Origin of the sequence: Flectobacillus roseus (genome assembly GCF_030056595.1) — a bacterium.
GTDB lineage: Bacteria > Bacteroidota > Bacteroidia > Cytophagales > Spirosomataceae > Flectobacillus > Flectobacillus roseus.
In genome coordinates this window covers 602,353-619,686 of record NZ_JASHIF010000002.1, presented here as the reverse complement: position 1 = coordinate 619,686, position 17,334 = coordinate 602,353, and the positions used below count along the sequence as shown (strand labels likewise).

At 37.5% G+C, this 17,334-nt stretch carries 17 protein-coding genes; 7 read left to right on the top strand and 10 right to left on the bottom strand.

The features are described from left to right. Nucleotides 1-84: 84 nt before the first annotated feature. On the bottom strand, nucleotides 85-1,146 hold the full coding sequence (locus QM524_RS02720; RefSeq protein WP_283343373.1) for a response regulator: 1,062 nt from the start codon (nucleotides 1,144-1,146) through the stop codon (nucleotides 85-87). 162 nt (nucleotides 1,147-1,308) lie between these two features. Then, entirely contained in the window at nucleotides 1,309-2,910 is a 1,602-nt protein-coding gene (locus QM524_RS02715; protein WP_283343372.1) for a sensor histidine kinase, read from the bottom strand. A 186-nt stretch (nucleotides 2,911-3,096) separates the two neighbouring features. On the opposite strand from QM524_RS02715, the gene QM524_RS02710 reads away from it, so the two are divergent. Both QM524_RS02710 and QM524_RS02705 read left to right on the top strand, forming a co-directional pair. Next, entirely contained in the window at nucleotides 3,097-3,678 is a 582-nt protein-coding gene (locus QM524_RS02710; RefSeq protein ID WP_283343371.1) for a hypothetical protein, read from the top strand. Between the two features lie 17 nt (nucleotides 3,679-3,695). Continuing rightward, a complete protein-coding gene (locus QM524_RS02705; protein WP_283343370.1) occupies nucleotides 3,696-4,211 on the top strand; it encodes a GNAT family N-acetyltransferase in 516 nt (171 codons plus the stop codon). 45 nt (nucleotides 4,212-4,256) lie between these two features. On the opposite strand, the gene QM524_RS02700 is transcribed toward QM524_RS02705, so the two are convergent. From QM524_RS02700 to QM524_RS02690, 3 genes are all read right to left on the bottom strand, one after another. Then, nucleotides 4,257-4,613, bottom strand: a complete 357-nt coding sequence (locus QM524_RS02700; RefSeq protein ID WP_283343369.1) for an iron chaperone — start codon at nucleotides 4,611-4,613, stop codon at nucleotides 4,257-4,259. Further along, on the bottom strand, nucleotides 4,600-4,971 hold the full coding sequence (locus tag QM524_RS02695) for a DoxX family protein (RefSeq protein ID WP_283343368.1): 372 nt from the start codon (nucleotides 4,969-4,971) through the stop codon (nucleotides 4,600-4,602). Before QM524_RS02695 ends, QM524_RS02700 begins: the two co-directional genes overlap by 14 nt. Before the next feature lie 160 nt (nucleotides 4,972-5,131). Then, nucleotides 5,132-5,545, bottom strand: coding sequence for a VOC family protein (locus QM524_RS02690; RefSeq protein WP_283343367.1), 414 nt, complete (start codon nucleotides 5,543-5,545; stop codon nucleotides 5,132-5,134). Nucleotides 5,546-5,725: 180 nt separating this feature from the next. Between QM524_RS02690 and QM524_RS02685 the strand changes: the two genes are divergently transcribed. Then, the gene (locus QM524_RS02685) at nucleotides 5,726-6,703 is read left to right on the top strand and encodes a GlxA family transcriptional regulator (RefSeq protein WP_283343366.1); all 978 of its coding nucleotides are present in this window, start codon (nucleotides 5,726-5,728) and stop codon (nucleotides 6,701-6,703) included. A 61-nt stretch (nucleotides 6,704-6,764) separates the two neighbouring features. On the opposite strand, the gene QM524_RS02680 is transcribed toward QM524_RS02685, so the two are convergent. From QM524_RS02680 to QM524_RS02670, 3 genes are read right to left on the bottom strand one after another with little or no spacing between them, the layout of a single operon-like run. Next, nucleotides 6,765-7,556 (bottom strand): alpha/beta fold hydrolase, encoded by a 792-nt coding sequence (locus tag QM524_RS02680; protein ID WP_283343365.1) that lies wholly within the window; start codon nucleotides 7,554-7,556, stop codon nucleotides 6,765-6,767. A gap of 37 nt (nucleotides 7,557-7,593) precedes the next feature. Next, complete coding sequence (locus QM524_RS02675; RefSeq protein ID WP_283343364.1) at nucleotides 7,594-8,100, bottom strand: GNAT family N-acetyltransferase; 507 nt, start codon at nucleotides 8,098-8,100, stop codon at nucleotides 7,594-7,596. A 24-nt stretch (nucleotides 8,101-8,124) separates the two neighbouring features. Continuing rightward, nucleotides 8,125-8,532 carry a hypothetical protein gene (locus QM524_RS02670; RefSeq protein ID WP_283343363.1) on the bottom strand — a complete coding sequence of 136 codons (408 nt, stop codon included), beginning with the start codon at nucleotides 8,530-8,532 and terminating at the stop codon, nucleotides 8,125-8,127. Nucleotides 8,533-8,623: 91 nt separating this feature from the next. Between QM524_RS02670 and QM524_RS02665 the strand changes: the two genes are divergently transcribed. Further along, nucleotides 8,624-10,339 carry an IlvD/Edd family dehydratase gene (locus QM524_RS02665; RefSeq protein ID WP_283343362.1) on the top strand — a complete coding sequence of 572 codons (1,716 nt, stop codon included), beginning with the start codon at nucleotides 8,624-8,626 and terminating at the stop codon, nucleotides 10,337-10,339. Nucleotides 10,340-10,606: 267 nt separating this feature from the next. On the opposite strand, the gene QM524_RS02660 is transcribed toward QM524_RS02665, so the two are convergent. Further along, nucleotides 10,607-10,801: a hypothetical protein gene (locus QM524_RS02660; RefSeq protein ID WP_141234890.1), complete on the bottom strand. Its 195-nt coding sequence runs from the start codon at nucleotides 10,799-10,801 to the stop codon at nucleotides 10,607-10,609. Between the two features lie 357 nt (nucleotides 10,802-11,158). On the opposite strand from QM524_RS02660, the gene QM524_RS02655 reads away from it, so the two are divergent. Next, nucleotides 11,159-12,568 (top strand): glycoside hydrolase family 125 protein, encoded by a 1,410-nt coding sequence (locus QM524_RS02655; RefSeq protein ID WP_283343361.1) that lies wholly within the window; start codon nucleotides 11,159-11,161, stop codon nucleotides 12,566-12,568. 313 nt (nucleotides 12,569-12,881) lie between these two features. Here the strand turns inward: QM524_RS02655 and QM524_RS02650 are convergent, their stop codons facing one another. After that, entirely contained in the window at nucleotides 12,882-13,670 is a 789-nt protein-coding gene (locus QM524_RS02650) for a transglutaminase family protein (protein ID WP_283343360.1), read from the bottom strand. 286 nt (nucleotides 13,671-13,956) lie between these two features. Here QM524_RS02650 and QM524_RS02645 point away from each other — a divergent pair, with 286 nt between their 5' ends. Continuing rightward, nucleotides 13,957-14,721 (top strand): SDR family oxidoreductase, encoded by a 765-nt coding sequence (locus QM524_RS02645; RefSeq protein WP_166576582.1) that lies wholly within the window; start codon nucleotides 13,957-13,959, stop codon nucleotides 14,719-14,721. 465 nt (nucleotides 14,722-15,186) lie between these two features. Beyond that, nucleotides 15,187-17,163, top strand: a complete 1,977-nt coding sequence (locus QM524_RS02640; RefSeq protein ID WP_283343359.1) for an alpha/beta hydrolase family protein — start codon at nucleotides 15,187-15,189, stop codon at nucleotides 17,161-17,163. Nucleotides 17,164-17,334 lie beyond the last annotated feature (171 nt).

Genomic DNA, 17,334 nt, shown 5'->3' with positions numbered 1-17,334 from the left:
ATTTTTTGAATTTATGATGTCATGAGCCATGAAAAAGGCGTAGAAGCTTTCGTTTCTACGCCTAATTTTTTGCTCTATGCTTTTCTAATTTCTCAGATTGGAAAGCTTTTTCTCATCGATAATCGTAATTTCGCTACCACTAATTTCGATCAGTTTATCAGCTTTAAATTCACTCAACGTGCGAATCAGTGACTCAGTAGCAGTGCCTACAATGGATGCCAAATCGTCTCTCGAAATTTTCATGGTAAATCTCGTACTTTCTTCTGCTTTGTATTTTTTCTGCAATAACAAAAGACCATCCGCTACACGCTTACGAAGCGAATTGTATGCCATGCCTAACAAATAGGTCTCTTTATCGGCAATATTATTAGCTAACAATTTGATGAATTTATTGGCAACTTGCTGATTTTTAGACAACAGCTCCATAAAATCCCCTCTTGGGATACCAATAATTTGAGAGTCTTCCAATGCCTCCGCAGTTTCTTGATAATCTGTATTTTCGATGATGGCAATATGTCCAAAGAAATCACCCTCATTGTACAGACCTGTCACAAACTCTTTTCCATCACGGTTGGTCTTGTAAGTCTTAATTTTTCCTGATTTCAAGAAATAAAACTTAATAGGTTCGTCGCCTTCAGAATATACAATTTGTTTTTTCTTCAAAGTCGACACCTTTCTATCAGACGATAAATCCGTTAAGTCTCGGTATTTGTTAGCCTCTGAATATAATTCTTCCAAATGTTCATGAGCCACTTTTCCTGCACCCTGTAAAAGTTGCTCGACCTTTTTCAAACGACTTTCGATAGCATTCAATAATTCTATTTCGTGAAATGGCTTTGTCAAATAGTCATCAGCGCCCATTTCCATACCTTTTCTAAAGTCAGTACGTTCTGTTTTAGCCGTTAGGAAAATAAATGGAACACCTTGTAAATCAGGGTTTTGATTGAAAATATGTAACACTCCATAACCATCAAGCACGGGCATCATAATATCACAAATTACAATATCAGGACGATTTTGAATGGCTTTCTCAACTCCATCTTTACCATTGACAGCGGTAATTACTTCGTAGTTAGCCAATTCGAGAATCTCGGCGGTTGTTTCTCTGATGTCATCACTGTCTTCGATAAGTAATATCTTTTTCATAAAGTTTAATTGTTGTGTTAAGATAAGTTTTAACAAATGATTTATATTGAACGTTGAGGTAAAATCTGCGTTAGTGCTGAATGATGAGTTACGAATGCGGAGTTTTTGTCATCTCCCACTCCGCACGATTCTTTGATGTAAAGAGCCTAAGGAAAGGTCTAATCAAGCTAAATCCAACTGCACAGTTACCGTTGTTCCTTCATTGAGTTTACTTGAAATACTCACTTTTCCTCCCAGCAACTCTGTATATTTAGCAACAATATGCAAGCCTAGTCCAGTACCTTGTATGTTGGTAACATTCACGCCTCTAAAGAATCGGTCAAACAAATGTTTTTGGTCTTCCTCCGAAATACCGATTCCTTCATCTTGTACACTCAAGACAAAATGAGAAGATGATTTTTCAGTTCTAATCGTAATGCATGAACTCTCACCTGAAAACTTAATCGCATTGGAACATAAATTGATGATGATTTTTCGCAGTAAAGATTTGTCAGTAATAAACTCGTTTTCACCCGAATGTTCAAAGCGTAAATTTTGATTTTTCTTAAGCAAATTACTTACATCTGCCAAGGTATCGTTCACCAGTTCAGGAATTTCAACGAGAGCCAAATGCGCCTCAATTTTTCCCTCTTCAAGTTTTCCAACGGATAAAAATTCTTCTAAAATATCCGTTAAATTGCTTACAGCCGACTTGATACGATGAAGGTGTTTTTCACGCTTTTCTTGCTCTTCAGTTTTGGGATATTTAGCAATGAGCGATGCTGAAGAGAGTATGGCAGTCAGTGGAGTTCTAAATTCGTGTGAAGCCATAGCAACAAAACGAGATTTTAGTTCGCCCAATTCTTTTTCTTTACTTAAGGCTAATTCAAGTTCTTGTTTTGACTCCTCCAAATCCTTGAGCGTTTCTACCAGTGCATTCGTGCGATTCATGACCTCCTGTTCGAGACTTTCATTAAGTTTTTTAATCTCTTGGTTTTTCAGAATCATCTCCATTTCGATTTTTTTCTTGTACGTAATATCGTTTATAAAGGAGATAAAATACTGATTACCATTTTGTTCGAAAAAGCTTAAACTAATTTCCACCGAAAACAAAGTGCCATCTTTTTTACGAGCTTTCAAATCCAATCCAATACCCATTGGGCGAATTTGAGGTTTGTGTAAATATTTTTCGGTATGTTGACGATGCGTTTCAGATAAGGCGGTTGGTAGCAAGGTTTCGATGGGCATTCCAAGTAGCTCATTGGTCTCATAACCAAACAAAGCATTAGCATATCGATTAGTCAATACAATTTTGCTACTTTTATCCATCATCACGATACCCATTGCGGCGTGCATGAATAAGGCCTCAAAACGCGCCTCTCCTTCCGAAAATTGAATCTGGGTATGTTTTTCAGACTGTATATCTGACAAATTTACTAACCAGTGACCTTTGGCTGTATCAGGCTCTTGCAGTAATTTTACTCGAATGCGTCCCCAAAACTTGGTACCACTCGGACTGGTAAAACTATCGTCGATACAAAACTCCGCTGAAGTTTTTAGGTGCTCCGATACCTGAAGTTCCCATTGAATAAGGCTTTCATTGTTACGAAGACCCTCCAAGAAAAAGTCATTAGCTTGCTCCAGATTATCTAACTCAAACATTTTCAAACCTGTTTTATTGAGATAGACAAACTTATGCGTATCTGGATTGTAGATTCCAACAAAAAGCGGGCTATTCTCCAAAGCAACGTGACAGAGTTGTTGGTCTAAGGAAGTACAGTTCATAGGTATGATGGCTTTGTTTCGTCATAAATGATACCCTTACTTTTTGTGAATTCTTCATTTTGCGGGGAGAATCATCTGTAAGTAGGTATCTGTCAAAAATAGTGGATTCGAATAAATTGTAGTTCTTCGATTATTCAAATCATTCTGGGTAAATTTACATGATAATGCCGATATTTTCCTGAAAAAATGAAAAAAATCACCTTCTTTACTTCTTGCCTTGCAATTCTTTTAATGGGAATTCTCAGTTATTTTTTCTGGAATGAACATCAAGAAGAAATTGCACTGATGATCAATATCAAGAAAGGTTTACCACATATTACAAAAGATAATTTTTCTAAGTCAGATTCTTGTCTGTGGCTATGGAACTCCAATACAACACTTTACAAAGTTTGTGCAGATCAAAATGGCAATACAAACATTGGATATGGTTCAAGAAATTGGAGACAAAAGTTCAAGGCAACCCCTAGCAAGATGTACTTTTCAGACGGCGATTTTAACCTAAACGATTTCCCTGAAATTTATTTGTTTGGTCTCACACCATATGGGTACGTTGTACAGGCCTATGAATTTCAACATGAGACTTTAAAATCCTTTGTCCTACCTCCTCTCATGGGAACTCATCAAATTGAGTATCGTGGCAATGATACCTTATATTTTGAGAAAAACTTTTTGGTACGTCAATTTTCAACGAATTCGGGGCAAAAAGCCTGCTATTACGAACTTATGCCTAACTTGCAGTTCGAACTTCGATTTACGAAGACTCTTTAATTACTTCATCAAGATTTATGAATTACCAAATTAGAAAAGCAAATTTGGAGGACAGCGCATGCCTCTCATCACTTTGCAAAAGTATTTACGTTGAACATTATCTTCATTTGTGGCTAGAGGGAGGAAAGGATTGGTATCTTGAGAAATCATACGCCGAACAGGTTATTTTATCCGAAATAGCGTATCCTAATTCAGATTATTTTCTTCTTTTGGTGGACACCAAACCTGTGGGATATTTGAAGGTAAACTATGATTACTCAGAAAAGAAAAGCGCTTTAGAGGTAGAAAGAATCTATTTTCATCAATCACACAAAGGACTTGGACTAGGTCGTAAATTGATAGAATTTGCATTTGAGTTAGCTCAACAACGAGGAAAAGAAAGTGTCATCCTAAAGGCTATGGATAGTAGTAAAGATGCCATTGGCTTTTATCATAAAATCGGTTTCCAACAAATTGGTACACTTGTTTTAGAAGATTTTGAGTTGATGAAACCAGCGTTCAGAGGAATGGTCATTTTAGAATATTGTCTTTAATAGAAAACCCTTGCTATACTTAGCGTATTGACAAGGGTTTGTGTTTTATTTACTCCTATTTTCCTCTAGTCTGTAAGTTACCATTTTTTGAATCAAATCAAAAGGAATCTCCTGATTTAAAGGAAATTGTATGGAACCCTTAGCCCATTTATAAGGCCCTAACTCTGATTCAAAATGTTTTATTCCTGAGCCCGTCGGATAAAATCCTATATGATTTTTATAGGCGGCAAAATAGACCAATACGCCTTTGTACTTGTATGCGGGCATATTGTAGCTAATGCACTCCTGAGCCTCTGGGGCAGTTTCTTTGATTAAATCTCGAATTTGACCTACGATTAGTTGAACCTCCTCAGGAAACTGAGACTCATATTCGTCGACACTCAAAAACCTATGCTTTTCCATCCTCCAGTTTGTGGTAGTAAAAATAAGAAACCAACAAAATAGCTAGAACGATCAAAGGGAAAAACGCTTCACCGCCTATGCCATCCACCGCTGCATGACTAATACTGGCAAAAAGGAAGTCAAAAACAAAACCTGCATAAGCCCATTCTTTTAATCGCTTGGGGACTTGCGGAATCATCAATGCCAATGTTCCTAAAACTTTGAATACGACTAGGGCATTTCCAAAATACTCAGGATAGCCCAAATGTTTGATTCCTTCCTTTGCCAATTCGGTTTTAGAAGTTAGCGCTGGCATAACTCCTTCAAATAGAAAAATTAAGGTAGTGGTAACCCAGAAAATAATTTTGTCTTTTTTCATGTTAAATAAAGAGAAATTAAGTGTTTATGCGGTATTGCGAGTTAGTAATATACGAAGGATTTCAATCAATTTCGGTTTGGAGATTTCGGAAATATGGGAAAATACCTAATTCCTGAATAGAGAGGTAAATTATCCCTTTTTCGTCTGTCCTCTCACTCAATTACTGTTTCATAGCTAAAAACTTCTCCATATCCATCCAGCCAATTTCCCAAATATGCCCATCGAGGTCATTATAGGCGCGACCGTACATAAAGCCGTAATCTTGTGCTGGTCGAGCTTCTGTTCCTCCTGCGGCCAAGGCTTTTTCCAAAATAGTATCAACCTCTTCTCTGCTTTCTGTATCGAGCGCAATCAGAATCTGAGAAGTTTCGTGTGCATTCGGAATCTGCTTTGGTGTAAAAGTCTGAAATCTAGCTTCTTCCAACAACATTACAAAAATATTTTCAGAAATAATCATGCAAGTAGCCTGATCGTCAGTAAACTGAGGGTTAAATGTGTATCCGATTCGAGTAAAAAACTCAACTGATTTTTGGAGATTTTTTACTGGTAGATTTAAAAAGATTTTAGAAGCCATACGATTTTTACTTTTGAATATGTTTTATCAGAAAACTTAAATTTCTTTTCTTTTTTGACAAAATTAGCGACTACAAAATTTAGCCGTATATAGTAAATACGACAAAAAAAAGGTTGTTTGCGACAACATTAATTTTTACATTTGTAAGTAAACAAAAACCTTACTTTAAACCTAAACATCATGAAAAAAGTAGCCATTCTTGTGCCAGAAACTGCTGTAATAGAAGCAGTTGCCGACCCTCGGTATCTATTACTAGCTGTCAACCAATTTCTGTCTCAAGCAGGTCAGCCACCCTTGTTTGAGGTACAGTTAGTCGGACAAAGCAAAGAAGTGAGAGTCGCCAATGGCGTGTTTTCCATACATACCGATGCCTTAATCGAAGATGCCCAAAAACCTGACTTAATTATCATTCCAGCATTGAGTGGAAACTTGCAGGATGCTATTTCTCTTAATCAATCCTTTTTACCTTGGATTCGCCAACAATATGAGCAAGGAACGGAAGTTGCAAGCTTGTGTTTGGGAGCTTTTTTATTGGCATCAACAGGTCTTCTCAATGGCAAATCTTGTTCGACGCACTGGTTATTTGCGAATGATTTCAGAACAATGTTTCCTGAGGTAACCTTGATGGACAATCGAATTATTACAGAACAAAATGGTCTTTATTCGAGCGGGGGCGCCAACTCGTATTGGAACCTTTTATTGCATTTAGTAGAAAAGTATAGCAGTCGAGAATTAGCAGTGTTGGCGTCTAAATTTTTTGTCTTGGATATCAATCGTAAAAGTCAGTCCTCTTTCAGCATTTTTCATGGACAAAAAATGCACGACGATACCGTCATAAAGTCAGTACAAGAATTTATTGAGGAGCATTTCGAAAAAAGAATTACGATTGAAGAATTAGCGGCACAACACAACCTAGGTCGACGGACTTTTGAAAGAAGATTTAAAAAAGCCACCAATAATTCAGTAATCGAATACGTCCAGAGGGTAAGAATAGAAGCAGCAAAAAAAGCCTTAGAAAGTGGTCAAAAAACAATCACAGAGGTGATTTTTGATGTTGGCTACAGTGATACCAAGGCATTTAGAGATGTTTTTAAAAAGATTACAGGGTTGTCTCCAACGGATTATAAACAACGATATGAAAAAATAGGCATTGAATAACTGTCTCAGTATGGAGATACAACGCTGGTATCTTCATACTGAAACTTTATAGCATCAACTTCTATTCCTCCAAGAACTTCAGGATCTCATTTGAAAACTCTGCGGTTCGGTAAGTTCCGTTATGGTCTCCTTTCACAATGGACAATTTTGCATTTTTGAAAAATCCCTGAAGAACTTTCGGATCGCCATTATCCAAATCGGCATCACCGTTGATAACCATTGCTTTGCCTTTAAAATTTGCCAATGCTTTGGGCGAAGTCGAGGGTTGATAACGTTGTAAATAACCTAACACCAGGGTATCCGCCCCAATTGATTTGGCATACTTTACAGCACCTTGCGCCTCAGGATATAAATACGCTTTCCCTAGAAAAGCCTCCTCAAACATTTTTCTTCTATCCCATTCTGGATTAGTAAAATGCTGACCTATCCCGCCAAGAACAGCCTTTTTCACATGATTGTCCAAGCTCAATAGTTTAGCGGCGATAATTGCCCCTCTTGAATAGCCTACCACTGTATATTCTTTAATCTGTAAAGATTTTATCAATGCCATCATATCTTTGGTTTCGGCATTATTTTGATAAAACTTTTCCTCGTGAGGTTTGTCAGATTTTCCATTACCACGCATATCTGGCACGATCACACGGTAGCCCTTAGCAATCAAATCTTTATATAATTGTGTTCGACGCCAATTGGCACCTGTATTGATAAAGCCATGCAATAAAAGTAAGGGATTGCCTCGACCAGTATCTTCATAGGCAATTCGTTGATGATCAAAGGAATCGAAATAATGGATAGTTTGTGCTTTTAACGAAAAGCATGAAATGAAGGTAATTAGGAGTATTATAGGTTTCATAAGAAAGAAAAATAGTTTTATAGAAATTGAAAAATCGTCAGACACTCAGTTCAAAAAGAAATAACTCATCGTTGTGCATTTTAATCCTATCCACCTTAACAAGACCTATTTTTTCCAATAATTTTTGTGAAGCATAGTTTTCCAAATTCGTAATGGCTTTAATTTTTTTGAGAGAAAAATCTTCAATAGCAGCCTTCAACATCCGTGAAGCTGCTTCAAAACCGTAGCCTTTTCCTTCAAATTCAGGGAAAAAGGCAAAGCCTATGTCGATACCTTCCAAGCCTTCGCGGTCATACAAACCACAACTGCCAATTTTGACACCATCCTCCTTACGAATCACAGTATAATTGCCATATCCAAGTCGCTCGTATTGATACAACACACGACTATTGATATAATGAATGGCATCTTCCACATCTTGGACATTTCTGTCTCCAATAAATTGTAGCCATTTGGGAGTATTCAACAAAGCCAAAATAAATTCGGCATCTTCAAGGTCTGTCGGTTTTAAGATTAACCGTTCTGTTTCAAATGTTTTGTACATTGGGTGTTTTAGATAAAATAGAATTTAGAAATTATTCCATATTTGTTTGATTTGCTCAACCAATTCTTTAGAACATCCTCTTGGGTCAGATGTGAGAATATATTTAGAACTAAGCAAAAAGAAAAAGTATTTATTCCCTGCTTTAGAAATTAAATAATAGCAATTAATATGTCGAAAAACGGGGATAATACCACAAAAGTCGTCTTTCGTAACAAAGAATGATTTACCTAATCTTTTCACCAGTATCCCATCTTTTGTAACATAAAGAATATTTGTGTAAACTAAGTTTATGATAAAAAAAATAAGAAGAAAGCTCCATTGCCATAATCCATTCACTGTAGAAATAATAGCTAGTGGTATTATCACAATCAATAAAAACACCCTAATATATAATGTAAACTTAGGACTTATGCTTGTGTTAATTCCTTTCATTTTTTAGGTGATGTTTAAAATATCTAAAATTAATCATAATTTCCAGAAAACATTAATTTAGCATCTATCCCGAAAAACAAAACCTTTTAACATGAAAAAAAATCAACTTCGTTCTCAAAACTGGTTTGGAAAATCAGGCAAAGTTGGATTTATCTATCGAGCTTGGATGAAAAATCAAGGGATTCCATCTGATTTCTTTGAAGGAAAACCTGTCATTGGTATCTGTAATACTTGGTCAGAACTGACTCCCTGTAATGCTCATTTTCGCGACCTTGCCGAAGCAGTCAAAAAAGGCGTTCTTGAAGCAGGTGGCTTCCCTGTCGAATTTCCAGTGATGTCTCTTGGCGAAACGCTCATCAAACCTACTGCTATGCTCTATCGAAATTTGGCAAGTATGGACGTTGAAGAATCAATCCGAGCCAACCCGATCGACGGCGTAGTATTGCTTTGCGGTTGCGACAAAACTACCCCTTCGCTCGTGATGGGTGCTTGTAGCGTAGATTTACCTACCCTTGTTATCTCTGGTGGCCCCATGATGAAAGGCAAATGGAAGGGCAAAGATATAGGCACTTCAGACGTTTGGCGATTTGCGGAGGCATACAAACTAGGAGAATTATCCCAAGAAGAATTTGTGGAAGCAGAAGCCTGCATGGCTCGTACACAAGGTCACTGCGCTGTGATGGGAACAGCCTCCACGATGGCGACGATGGTCGAAGCTTTAGGTTTGTCCTTGCCCAACAATGCGGCTATTCCAGCGGCAGATGCCAGAAGAAAAGTAATTTCTCAACTTTCGGGCAGACGTATCGTCGAAATGGTGCAGGAAAATTTGACCTTAAGTAAAATACTGACCAGAGAGGCATTTGAAAATGCCATCAAGGTAAATGCCGCAATCGGTGGCTCTACCAATTTTGTGATTCACCTTTTGGCAATTGCAGGTCGTATTGGCGTCGATTTATCTATTGATGATTTTGATAAACTTTCACAGGATATTCCTCTATTAGCAAACCTTCAACCTTCTGGGGAGCATTTTATGGAAGATTTGTATTATGCTGGAGGCCTCCCTGCAGTCATGAAACAAATGCTAGAGTATTTACATCAAAATACGATTACGGTAAATGGTAAAACTGTAGCTGAAAATGTTACGCAATCTGAAATTTACAATTCTGATATCATTAGTTCACTAGAAAATCCTTTTAAACCCAATTCAGGAATTGCCGTTGTCAAAGGAAATTTGGCACCCAACGGCGCTGTCATCAAACCTTCTGCCGCAACTCCTACTTTGATGAAACATCGAGGGAGAGCGGTAGTTTTTGAAAATATAGAAGACTATCATGCCAAAATTGATCATCCTGATTTGGATATTGATGAAAACTCGGTGATGGTTCTCAAAAATGTAGGTCCCAAAGGCTATCCCGGCATGGCGGAAGTAGGCAACATGAGTTTGCCCAAAAAGTTATTAGAAAAGGGTATTAAAGATATGGTTCGTATTTCGGACGGCAGAATGAGTGGCACGGGTTTTGGCACAGTAGTACTTCATGTCTCGCCCGAGGCTGCGGATGGCGGTACTATTGCGTTGGTTCAAAATGGTGACTGGATATCCTTAGATGTAGACAATCGTAGTATTACGTTAGAAGTTTCTGAGGAAGAGCTTGACAATCGACGGAAAAATTGGGTGGCACCCAATCTAAACATCAATCGCGGATATGTAAACTTATACATCAATAACGTCGAGCAAGCACATTTGGGAGCAGACATGAGCTTTTTGAAAGGGAAATCTGGCAGTGAAGTTGCCCGTGATTCGCACTGATTTATTATTGAGTGAATGTGTGTTTGAGTGATTTAGTGATTAATTTAGAATTTATTTTTATCGTAGATACGCAATGCCTTGCGTCTAAAGAGGTATTATTTTGAAATATAGCGTCAAAAAAGCGGTCGAAAATTAATTTTCTGACCGCTTTTTTGATATTATTCTGCTCGGCTAACTTGGTTTAAGACGCAAAGCATTGTGGCTCTACAGCTTAAAATAATCACTCATTCACTCAAGCTCAATTTACTCAATTAGGGTTAAAAGCCATTAATGCCAATGTCCTCTACCTCTTCCACGGCCACGTCCTCGTCCAGGTTTTTCTACAACAATAACCTCCCTTGGTTGTTGAACTACTACCGTTCTTCGTGGACGTCTATCAACAACCACCGTTCGGGTGGGCGTTACACAACTGGCTAAAAAGGCCATTGAAAAAATTACAAATAGACTCAATATTGTTTTCATAAGGATTATAATTCAGAAATTAAAAATCAATTATCTAATCTTAAAACGGTCAAAGTAACCTCAGATTTTGTCAAATAATGATAATTGAGTAAGTGGTTACGATAAGATACCCGTTATCTATTTGAGATTTCTAATTTCTGAAATAAGGATTACAACTTAATTTTTAGTAAAACATAATGCATGGGAGTTATTTGTTCTTCCGATAGTCCTAAAACTTATTCTGGTAATATCTTTCCATAAAATGATTTTTTCGACAACTTTGTCGCTTTAATTTTTGTTACAAAATCACTCATTTTCTGTAAAACCTAGGGAATGGCATTTGTCCTTCCTTTAAGCCCTTTTAAAAACTATTAAAAAATGAACAGACGTCATTTTATCAAAAACAGCTCACTAGCAGGTCTTGGATTGGCCTTTTATTCAAACACCTCTTACGGAGCAACAGACTTCCCAATCGTACGTGTTAGCGCCGACAAAAGAAACTTTTCAAGTCCAGCGGTAGAAGAAACTATCTCACGCTTAAAATCAAAAATCAAAGACCCAGAATTAGCATGGTTGTTTGAAAACTGTTTTCCCAATACTTTGGATACAACCGTTCATTACAAAGTTGAAAATGGTAAACCAGACACCTTCGTAATCACTGGCGATATTGATGCGATGTGGCTACGTGACAGTACAGCGCAAGTTTGGCCTTATTTACCCCTTGCCAAAAAGAATGAAGATATTCGCAAATTGTTGGAAGGCGTAGTACGTCGTCAAGCAAAATGCCTTTTGATTGACCCTTATGCCAACGCATTCTATGCAGAAAAAGGCAATAGTGAATGGACTAAAGATTTAACAGATATGAAACCTGAACTCCATGAGCGCAAATGGGAGTTAGATTCTGTGTGTTACACCATCCGTTTAGCATATCATTATTGGAAAACCACGGGCGACACCTCTGTTTTTGATGCTGATTGGTCAAAAGCGATGAAAGGCGTTTTGAGAATTTGTAAAGAACAACAACGTAAAAATAGCAGAGGAAGCTACAAATTTGGACGTAATACCTTCTGGTCGACTGATACGGTGCCTGGCAACGGCTATGGCAATCCAACAAAGCCTATTGGTATGATTCATAGCATTTTCCGTCCATCCGATGATGCTACCATTTTCCCATTTTATATTCCTGCCAACCTTTTTGCAGTAGTATCTTTCAAACAATTAGGAGAAATTGCTGAAACAGTTTTGAAAGATGCAGCCTTTGCTCAGGAGTGTAAAGCATTATCCGCTGAAGTCAAAAAAGCAATTCAAGAATACGCTATATATAATCATCCTACATTTGGTAAAATATATGCCTTGGAAATAGACGGTTTTGGCAACCATTTGTTACAAGACGATGCCAATGTGCCCAATTTACTTGGCTTGCCTTATTTAGGTGCTGTGGACGTGAATGACCCTATTTATCAAAATACCAGAAAATTCGTTTTAAGTACTTTCAATCCTTATTACTTTAAAGGAAAAGCAGCCGAAGGAATTGGTAGTCCGCATACATTGGTAGACAATATTTGGCATATTGGTTTGGTTATGCGTGCAATGACATCAACCAACGACCAAGAAATTGCCTCTCAATTGAAAATGATTAAAAATACCCACGCAGGCACAGGTTTCATGCACGAGTCTTTCGACAAAGACGATTCGTCGAAATTTACGAGAAAATGGTTTGCTTGGGCAAATACCCTTTTTGGTGAGTTGATTTTGAAAATTGAGAAAGAAAGACCACATCTATTGTAGGTAAGTATGAATTCTGAATTACGAGTTGTGAATTGTGATTTAGTGTTTTTCCTTTGAAAATTTTATTAGTAGAGACGCAATGATTGCGTCTTAAAAAGTATCATTTGAAAAATAGTATCATACCTGCATAATCACGTATTTTAAGATTCGGATTACTCATCATGTTTTCATCAAAAAAGCGGTTGGAAAACAATTTCTGACCGCTTTTTTTGATATTACCGTGATAGATATGCCTAGGCTTAAGACGCAATCATTTCGTTTCTACTGCTTGAATACAAATTTTAAAACAATCACTAAATCGCTCACTCACAATTCACTCAACTTGTTCTACCCAAACTTTCATATTGAGTAATTCAGAACTACCAAATTGCGTAATTAGGGCAACATCTGTGGCATCTCTTCCGTAGGCAATCACAATCCTCCCACCTGTAGTACAATCCTGAACTGCATCAAATGCATACCATTTACCCCCCAAATACACCTCGAACCAAGCGTGTAAATCGATATACTTTAACTCTTTTACATAACCAACCACCATTCTGGATGGAATATTAATACTTCTGCATAGAGAAATCGCTAAATGCGTAAAATCACGACATACGCCTTTTTTCAAATCCAAAATATCTAAGGCAGTTGTACTTGACTCGGTTACACCATATTCATAGGCAATATTCTGATGAATCCATTCACTAATGGCAGTTACTTGTTCATATCCAGACCAAATTTTCTTGGTAATTTCAACGGCCAATCTGCCAATTACGGGGCTATCTGATTGACAATATCTGCTCGGAAATAAAAATTGTAAAGTATCACTGGGAAGGTTTTCAATCAATACATAAGCTGCTTGGTTATTGACATCTACATTATCTGCAACCTCTGCCACTACCTCCGAACGAATAGTCACATTTCCAACGGGTAGTAACATACGTTGGCATACATTTCCAAAGCAATCAATGTACTCTAGAATTGGAGTATATGGGCTCAGAATTAGCCTATCCTCCTGTATAAATTGTCCTTCAGTACTCCTAGGACGCAACATTGTAACGACAGGTGTGGGCTCTTTAATTTGGTAAATAAACTCTGCTCCCGCTGATAATTTCATGAATTAGTTGTGTATTAGACGTGTTGATGAATGACCTATCTTAATTTGTGGTGAAATTGTGATAGGTTTATAGGGTTCTTCTACCTAAAAGAAGTAATATTGAGGGCTTAGCTCGTAAACAAATATAGCTAAAAATAAGGGTTATCTGAACTAGTTTTAGCTTTATTTCGTCGAAATATTAAACCTTAGTTATCTTTTAACACCATAATTAAAGTAATTTTCAAAATCAAAGACGAAGAATTGGCAAATGACAATTGCTAACTCACTAGATTCGATATTTCATATTATGACAAACTGGAATTTGCAGGGTAAAAAAGCCCTTATCACAGGAGGTACAAAAGGCATAGGAAAAGCCACCGCCACTGAATTTTTGAAACTAGGCGCACAGGTTCTCATCATTGCAAGAAATGGCGATGAAATCCAAGAATGTATCAAAGAATGGAACATTTTAGGTTTTGAGGCGCAAGGAATCGCAGCGGATGTAACCCAATCTGAAGACCGTGAAATGTATATTTTCCCTATCTTAAAAGAATGGGGCTCACTGGATATTCTCGTAAATAATGTGGGTACTAATATTCGAAAAGAATTTACTGAATATGAGCCCGAAGAAATCCAAAAGGTATTCGAAACCAATCTTTTTAGCGCCATCGCTATGACCAGACTATGTTTTGAGTTTTTGGAAAAAGGTCAAGATGCTAGTGTTGTCAATGTAAGCTCGGTAGCAGCTTCGGTGGATGTTGCCTCAGGTACTCCATATGGCATGACAAAGGCGGCAGAACTACAGTTTACCAGAAATTTGGCAGTAGAATGGGCAAAATATGGCATCCGTGTCAACGCGGTATCGCCTTGGTATACCAAAACCCCATTGACTGTCCCAGTACTTTCTCAACCTGACAGACTCAAAAAAATCTTGGATAGAACGCCACTCAATCGTGTGGCAGAACCTGAAGAAGTCGCTTCAGCGATTGCCTTTTTTGCGATGCCTGTCTCGTCCTATATCACAGGACAGAATTTGGCCGTAGATGGAGGATTTTTAGCAAAAGGACTCTAGCGAGTTTTGAGCGATGAGTTTGGGGTGATGAATTAGTAAAGTATAAGAGCCATCCATTTCGGATATTGGATATTGGATTTCGGAAGTGTAAATTGCTATATTTTGAAAAAAATAAAAGTCTTTTTCTTTATTTCAGAAATCATAAATCTCAAATCTGCAAAAGTTTGAAATCCTTCGTACAGTCCTAGTTACGAAGTGTAATTTTAACTATTAATACTTTACATTCAACGTTTATTAAATTATCTCGTTTCCTTGATAAAAGCTCCGTAAGAGCTGATAAAAAGAGTGTTTACTGAAAAGAACTCTATTTTGTGCAATTGGCAAGGCTAACTACAATATAAAGTATTGATAATTAAATTCTTATATTCACAACTCATAATTCGGCACTAATACTTAACTCATCACTCTCCTTTATTTATTACCACTTATTTTCATTTTTTATAATTCAACAACTAAACAATTTTTATGAGAAAACTTTCCTTTTATGCACTCTTACTGGGTATTCTTCCAAGTAATGGGTACTCACAAAATGCGGCTAAACGTAACTTAAAACCGAAAGATGTCTATCAAATCAAATCGGTTTCTGATGCCAAAATCTCTCCAGATGGAGCTTGGGTATCTTATACATTAACCTCTGTCGATTCAGTTAAGAACAAAAGAAGCTCCGATGTATGGATGGTAAGCTGGGATGGAAAAGAATCTATTCAGCTAACCAACTCTCCTGATGGCGAATCTCAAGCCAAGTGGAGCCCCGACAATAAATATATTTCTTTTGTATCATCGAGAAATAGCTCAAATGGCAGTCAAATCTGGTTGCTAGACCGGCGTGGAGGTGAAGGCAAACAGCTCACTACTCTCAAAAGCGGTGATTTACAAGAATATGCATGGAGTCCTGATGGTAAAAAAATTGCTTTGGTATTAGAAAGTAAAGCTGATACCTCAAAACCAAAAACGCCAAAGCCTATCGTTATTGATCGCTTTTTGTTTAAAAAAGACGTTGAAGGCTACCGTGAAAGAACATTCTCCAATATTTTCCTATTTGATGTAGCTTCAAAAAAGATTGATACCTTGACCAAGGGAAATTTTGAGATAAGTTCGATTACATGGTCGCCTGATGGTTCTAAAATTGCTTTTGTAAGTAACAGGACTGCAGACCCCGACCGTAATGAAAATACGGATATTTTTGTCGTAGAAACAAAAGCCAAAAGCGAAGCTAAACAATTAACCACTTGGACAGGTAGTGATAACGCACCTGTTTGGAGTCCAGACGGGAAAACGATTGCTTATCTGCGTAGTACAGCATCTGAGGACTATATTATGTATGACCACTCGGTGTTATGTACTATCAATGCGAATGGTGGTGAGCCAACCTTGTTAAGCAAAAACCTTGATAGACCTGTTAATACACCAAGATGGGCTAAAGATGGACAATCTATCTATGCTTTGGTAGTGGATGACCGTTATCGTTATTTAGCCAATTTCTCCTTGACAGGTAATATGAAGAAAACTTCGGAGGACAAAGGCATCTATTCATCATTGGAATCTCATCCTAATGGAAACTGGCTTTCATTGGTGACTACGCCCGAACTTCCTGCAGAGATATATGCGATTGAAAATGGACAAAGAAGAGCCTTGACGAATCATCATGAAGCATTTTTCAAACAAATCAGTTTAGCAACCGTAGAGGGTTTTACCTCTAAAAGTAAAGATGGTGCCACGGTTTCAAGTATTTTGTACCGCCCTGCCAACGTAGATTCTAAGAAAAAACTGCCTACAATTTTCTTTATTCACGGTGGGCCAGTAGCTCAGGATGAATTTGGTTTCGATTTGAGCAGACAAATGTTGGCTTCTGCGGGTTATGCGGTAGTTGGTGTAAACTATCGTGGTAGCAACGGTCGTGGTTTGGAGTATTGTAAAGTAATCAGTGGCGATTGGGGTAACAAAGAAGTATTAGATATTCTTGGTGCTGTGGATTACACCGTAAAAACTGGTATCGCTGACCCAGAAAAATTAGGAATTGGGGGATGGAGTTATGGTGGTATTTTGACCGACTATACTATTGCGACTGATACCAGATTCAAAGCAGCGGCGAGTGGTGCAGGTGTTGCCATGATTTCGTCTATGTATGGTGTCGATCAATATATTTTACAATACGAACACGAAATTGGCTCACCTTGGAAGAATTTTGACAAATATGTAAAACTTTCTTATCCTTTCCTAAAAGCAGACAAAATCAAAACTCCTACACAATTTATGGTAGGCGAAAGTGACCATAACGTTCCTGCAGTTGGTAGTGAGCAAATGTATCAGGCCTTAAGAACCATTGGTATTCCGACAGAATTAATTGTATATCCTGGTCAATTCCATGGTATATCGGTGCCAAGTTACCAAGTGGATCGTTTCGAACGATATATCAAGTGGTTTGATAAATACTTGAAATAACTAGTAGTGCAAAACTAGATTCAAGTTTTGTTCTTTAGGGACAAGGCAACAGGCATAAGGCAAAGAGTGTCAAATTGTTTTTATTAACAATAGATATATTTTTGCCGAATGCCTAGAGCTGAAAGCTCAAAATTAACATCTAGTTTTTTAGGCAGAAGGCAAAAGGCAAAG

Excerpts from the sequence above, each read along its gene's own strand:
- QM524_RS02720 (WP_283343373.1), bottom strand. The coding sequence starts at position 1,146 with ATGAAAAAGATATTACTTATCGAAGACAGTGATGACATCAGAGAAACA.
- QM524_RS02715 (WP_283343372.1), bottom strand. The coding sequence starts at position 2,910 with ATGAACTGTACTTCCTTAGACCAACAACTCTGTCACGTTGCTTTGGAG.
- QM524_RS02710 (WP_283343371.1), top strand. The coding sequence starts at position 3,097 with ATGAAAAAAATCACCTTCTTTACTTCTTGCCTTGCAATTCTTTTAATG.
- QM524_RS02705 (WP_283343370.1), top strand. The coding sequence starts at position 3,696 with ATGAATTACCAAATTAGAAAAGCAAATTTGGAGGACAGCGCATGCCTC.
- QM524_RS02700 (WP_283343369.1), bottom strand. The coding sequence starts at position 4,613 with ATGGAAAAGCATAGGTTTTTGAGTGTCGACGAATATGAGTCTCAGTTT.
- QM524_RS02695 (WP_283343368.1), bottom strand. The coding sequence starts at position 4,971 with ATGAAAAAAGACAAAATTATTTTCTGGGTTACCACTACCTTAATTTTT.
- QM524_RS02690 (WP_283343367.1), bottom strand. The coding sequence starts at position 5,545 with ATGGCTTCTAAAATCTTTTTAAATCTACCAGTAAAAAATCTCCAAAAA.
- QM524_RS02685 (WP_283343366.1), top strand. The coding sequence starts at position 5,726 with ATGAAAAAAGTAGCCATTCTTGTGCCAGAAACTGCTGTAATAGAAGCA.
- QM524_RS02680 (WP_283343365.1), bottom strand. The coding sequence starts at position 7,556 with ATGAAACCTATAATACTCCTAATTACCTTCATTTCATGCTTTTCGTTA.
- QM524_RS02675 (WP_283343364.1), bottom strand. The coding sequence starts at position 8,100 with ATGTACAAAACATTTGAAACAGAACGGTTAATCTTAAAACCGACAGAC.
- QM524_RS02670 (WP_283343363.1), bottom strand. The coding sequence starts at position 8,532 with ATGAAAGGAATTAACACAAGCATAAGTCCTAAGTTTACATTATATATT.
- QM524_RS02665 (WP_283343362.1), top strand. The coding sequence starts at position 8,624 with ATGAAAAAAAATCAACTTCGTTCTCAAAACTGGTTTGGAAAATCAGGC.
- QM524_RS02660 (WP_141234890.1), bottom strand. The coding sequence starts at position 10,801 with ATGAAAACAATATTGAGTCTATTTGTAATTTTTTCAATGGCCTTTTTA.
- QM524_RS02655 (WP_283343361.1), top strand. The coding sequence starts at position 11,159 with ATGAACAGACGTCATTTTATCAAAAACAGCTCACTAGCAGGTCTTGGA.
- QM524_RS02650 (WP_283343360.1), bottom strand. The coding sequence starts at position 13,670 with ATGAAATTATCAGCGGGAGCAGAGTTTATTTACCAAATTAAAGAGCCC.
- QM524_RS02645 (WP_166576582.1), top strand. The coding sequence starts at position 13,957 with ATGACAAACTGGAATTTGCAGGGTAAAAAAGCCCTTATCACAGGAGGT.
- QM524_RS02640 (WP_283343359.1), top strand. The coding sequence starts at position 15,187 with ATGAGAAAACTTTCCTTTTATGCACTCTTACTGGGTATTCTTCCAAGT.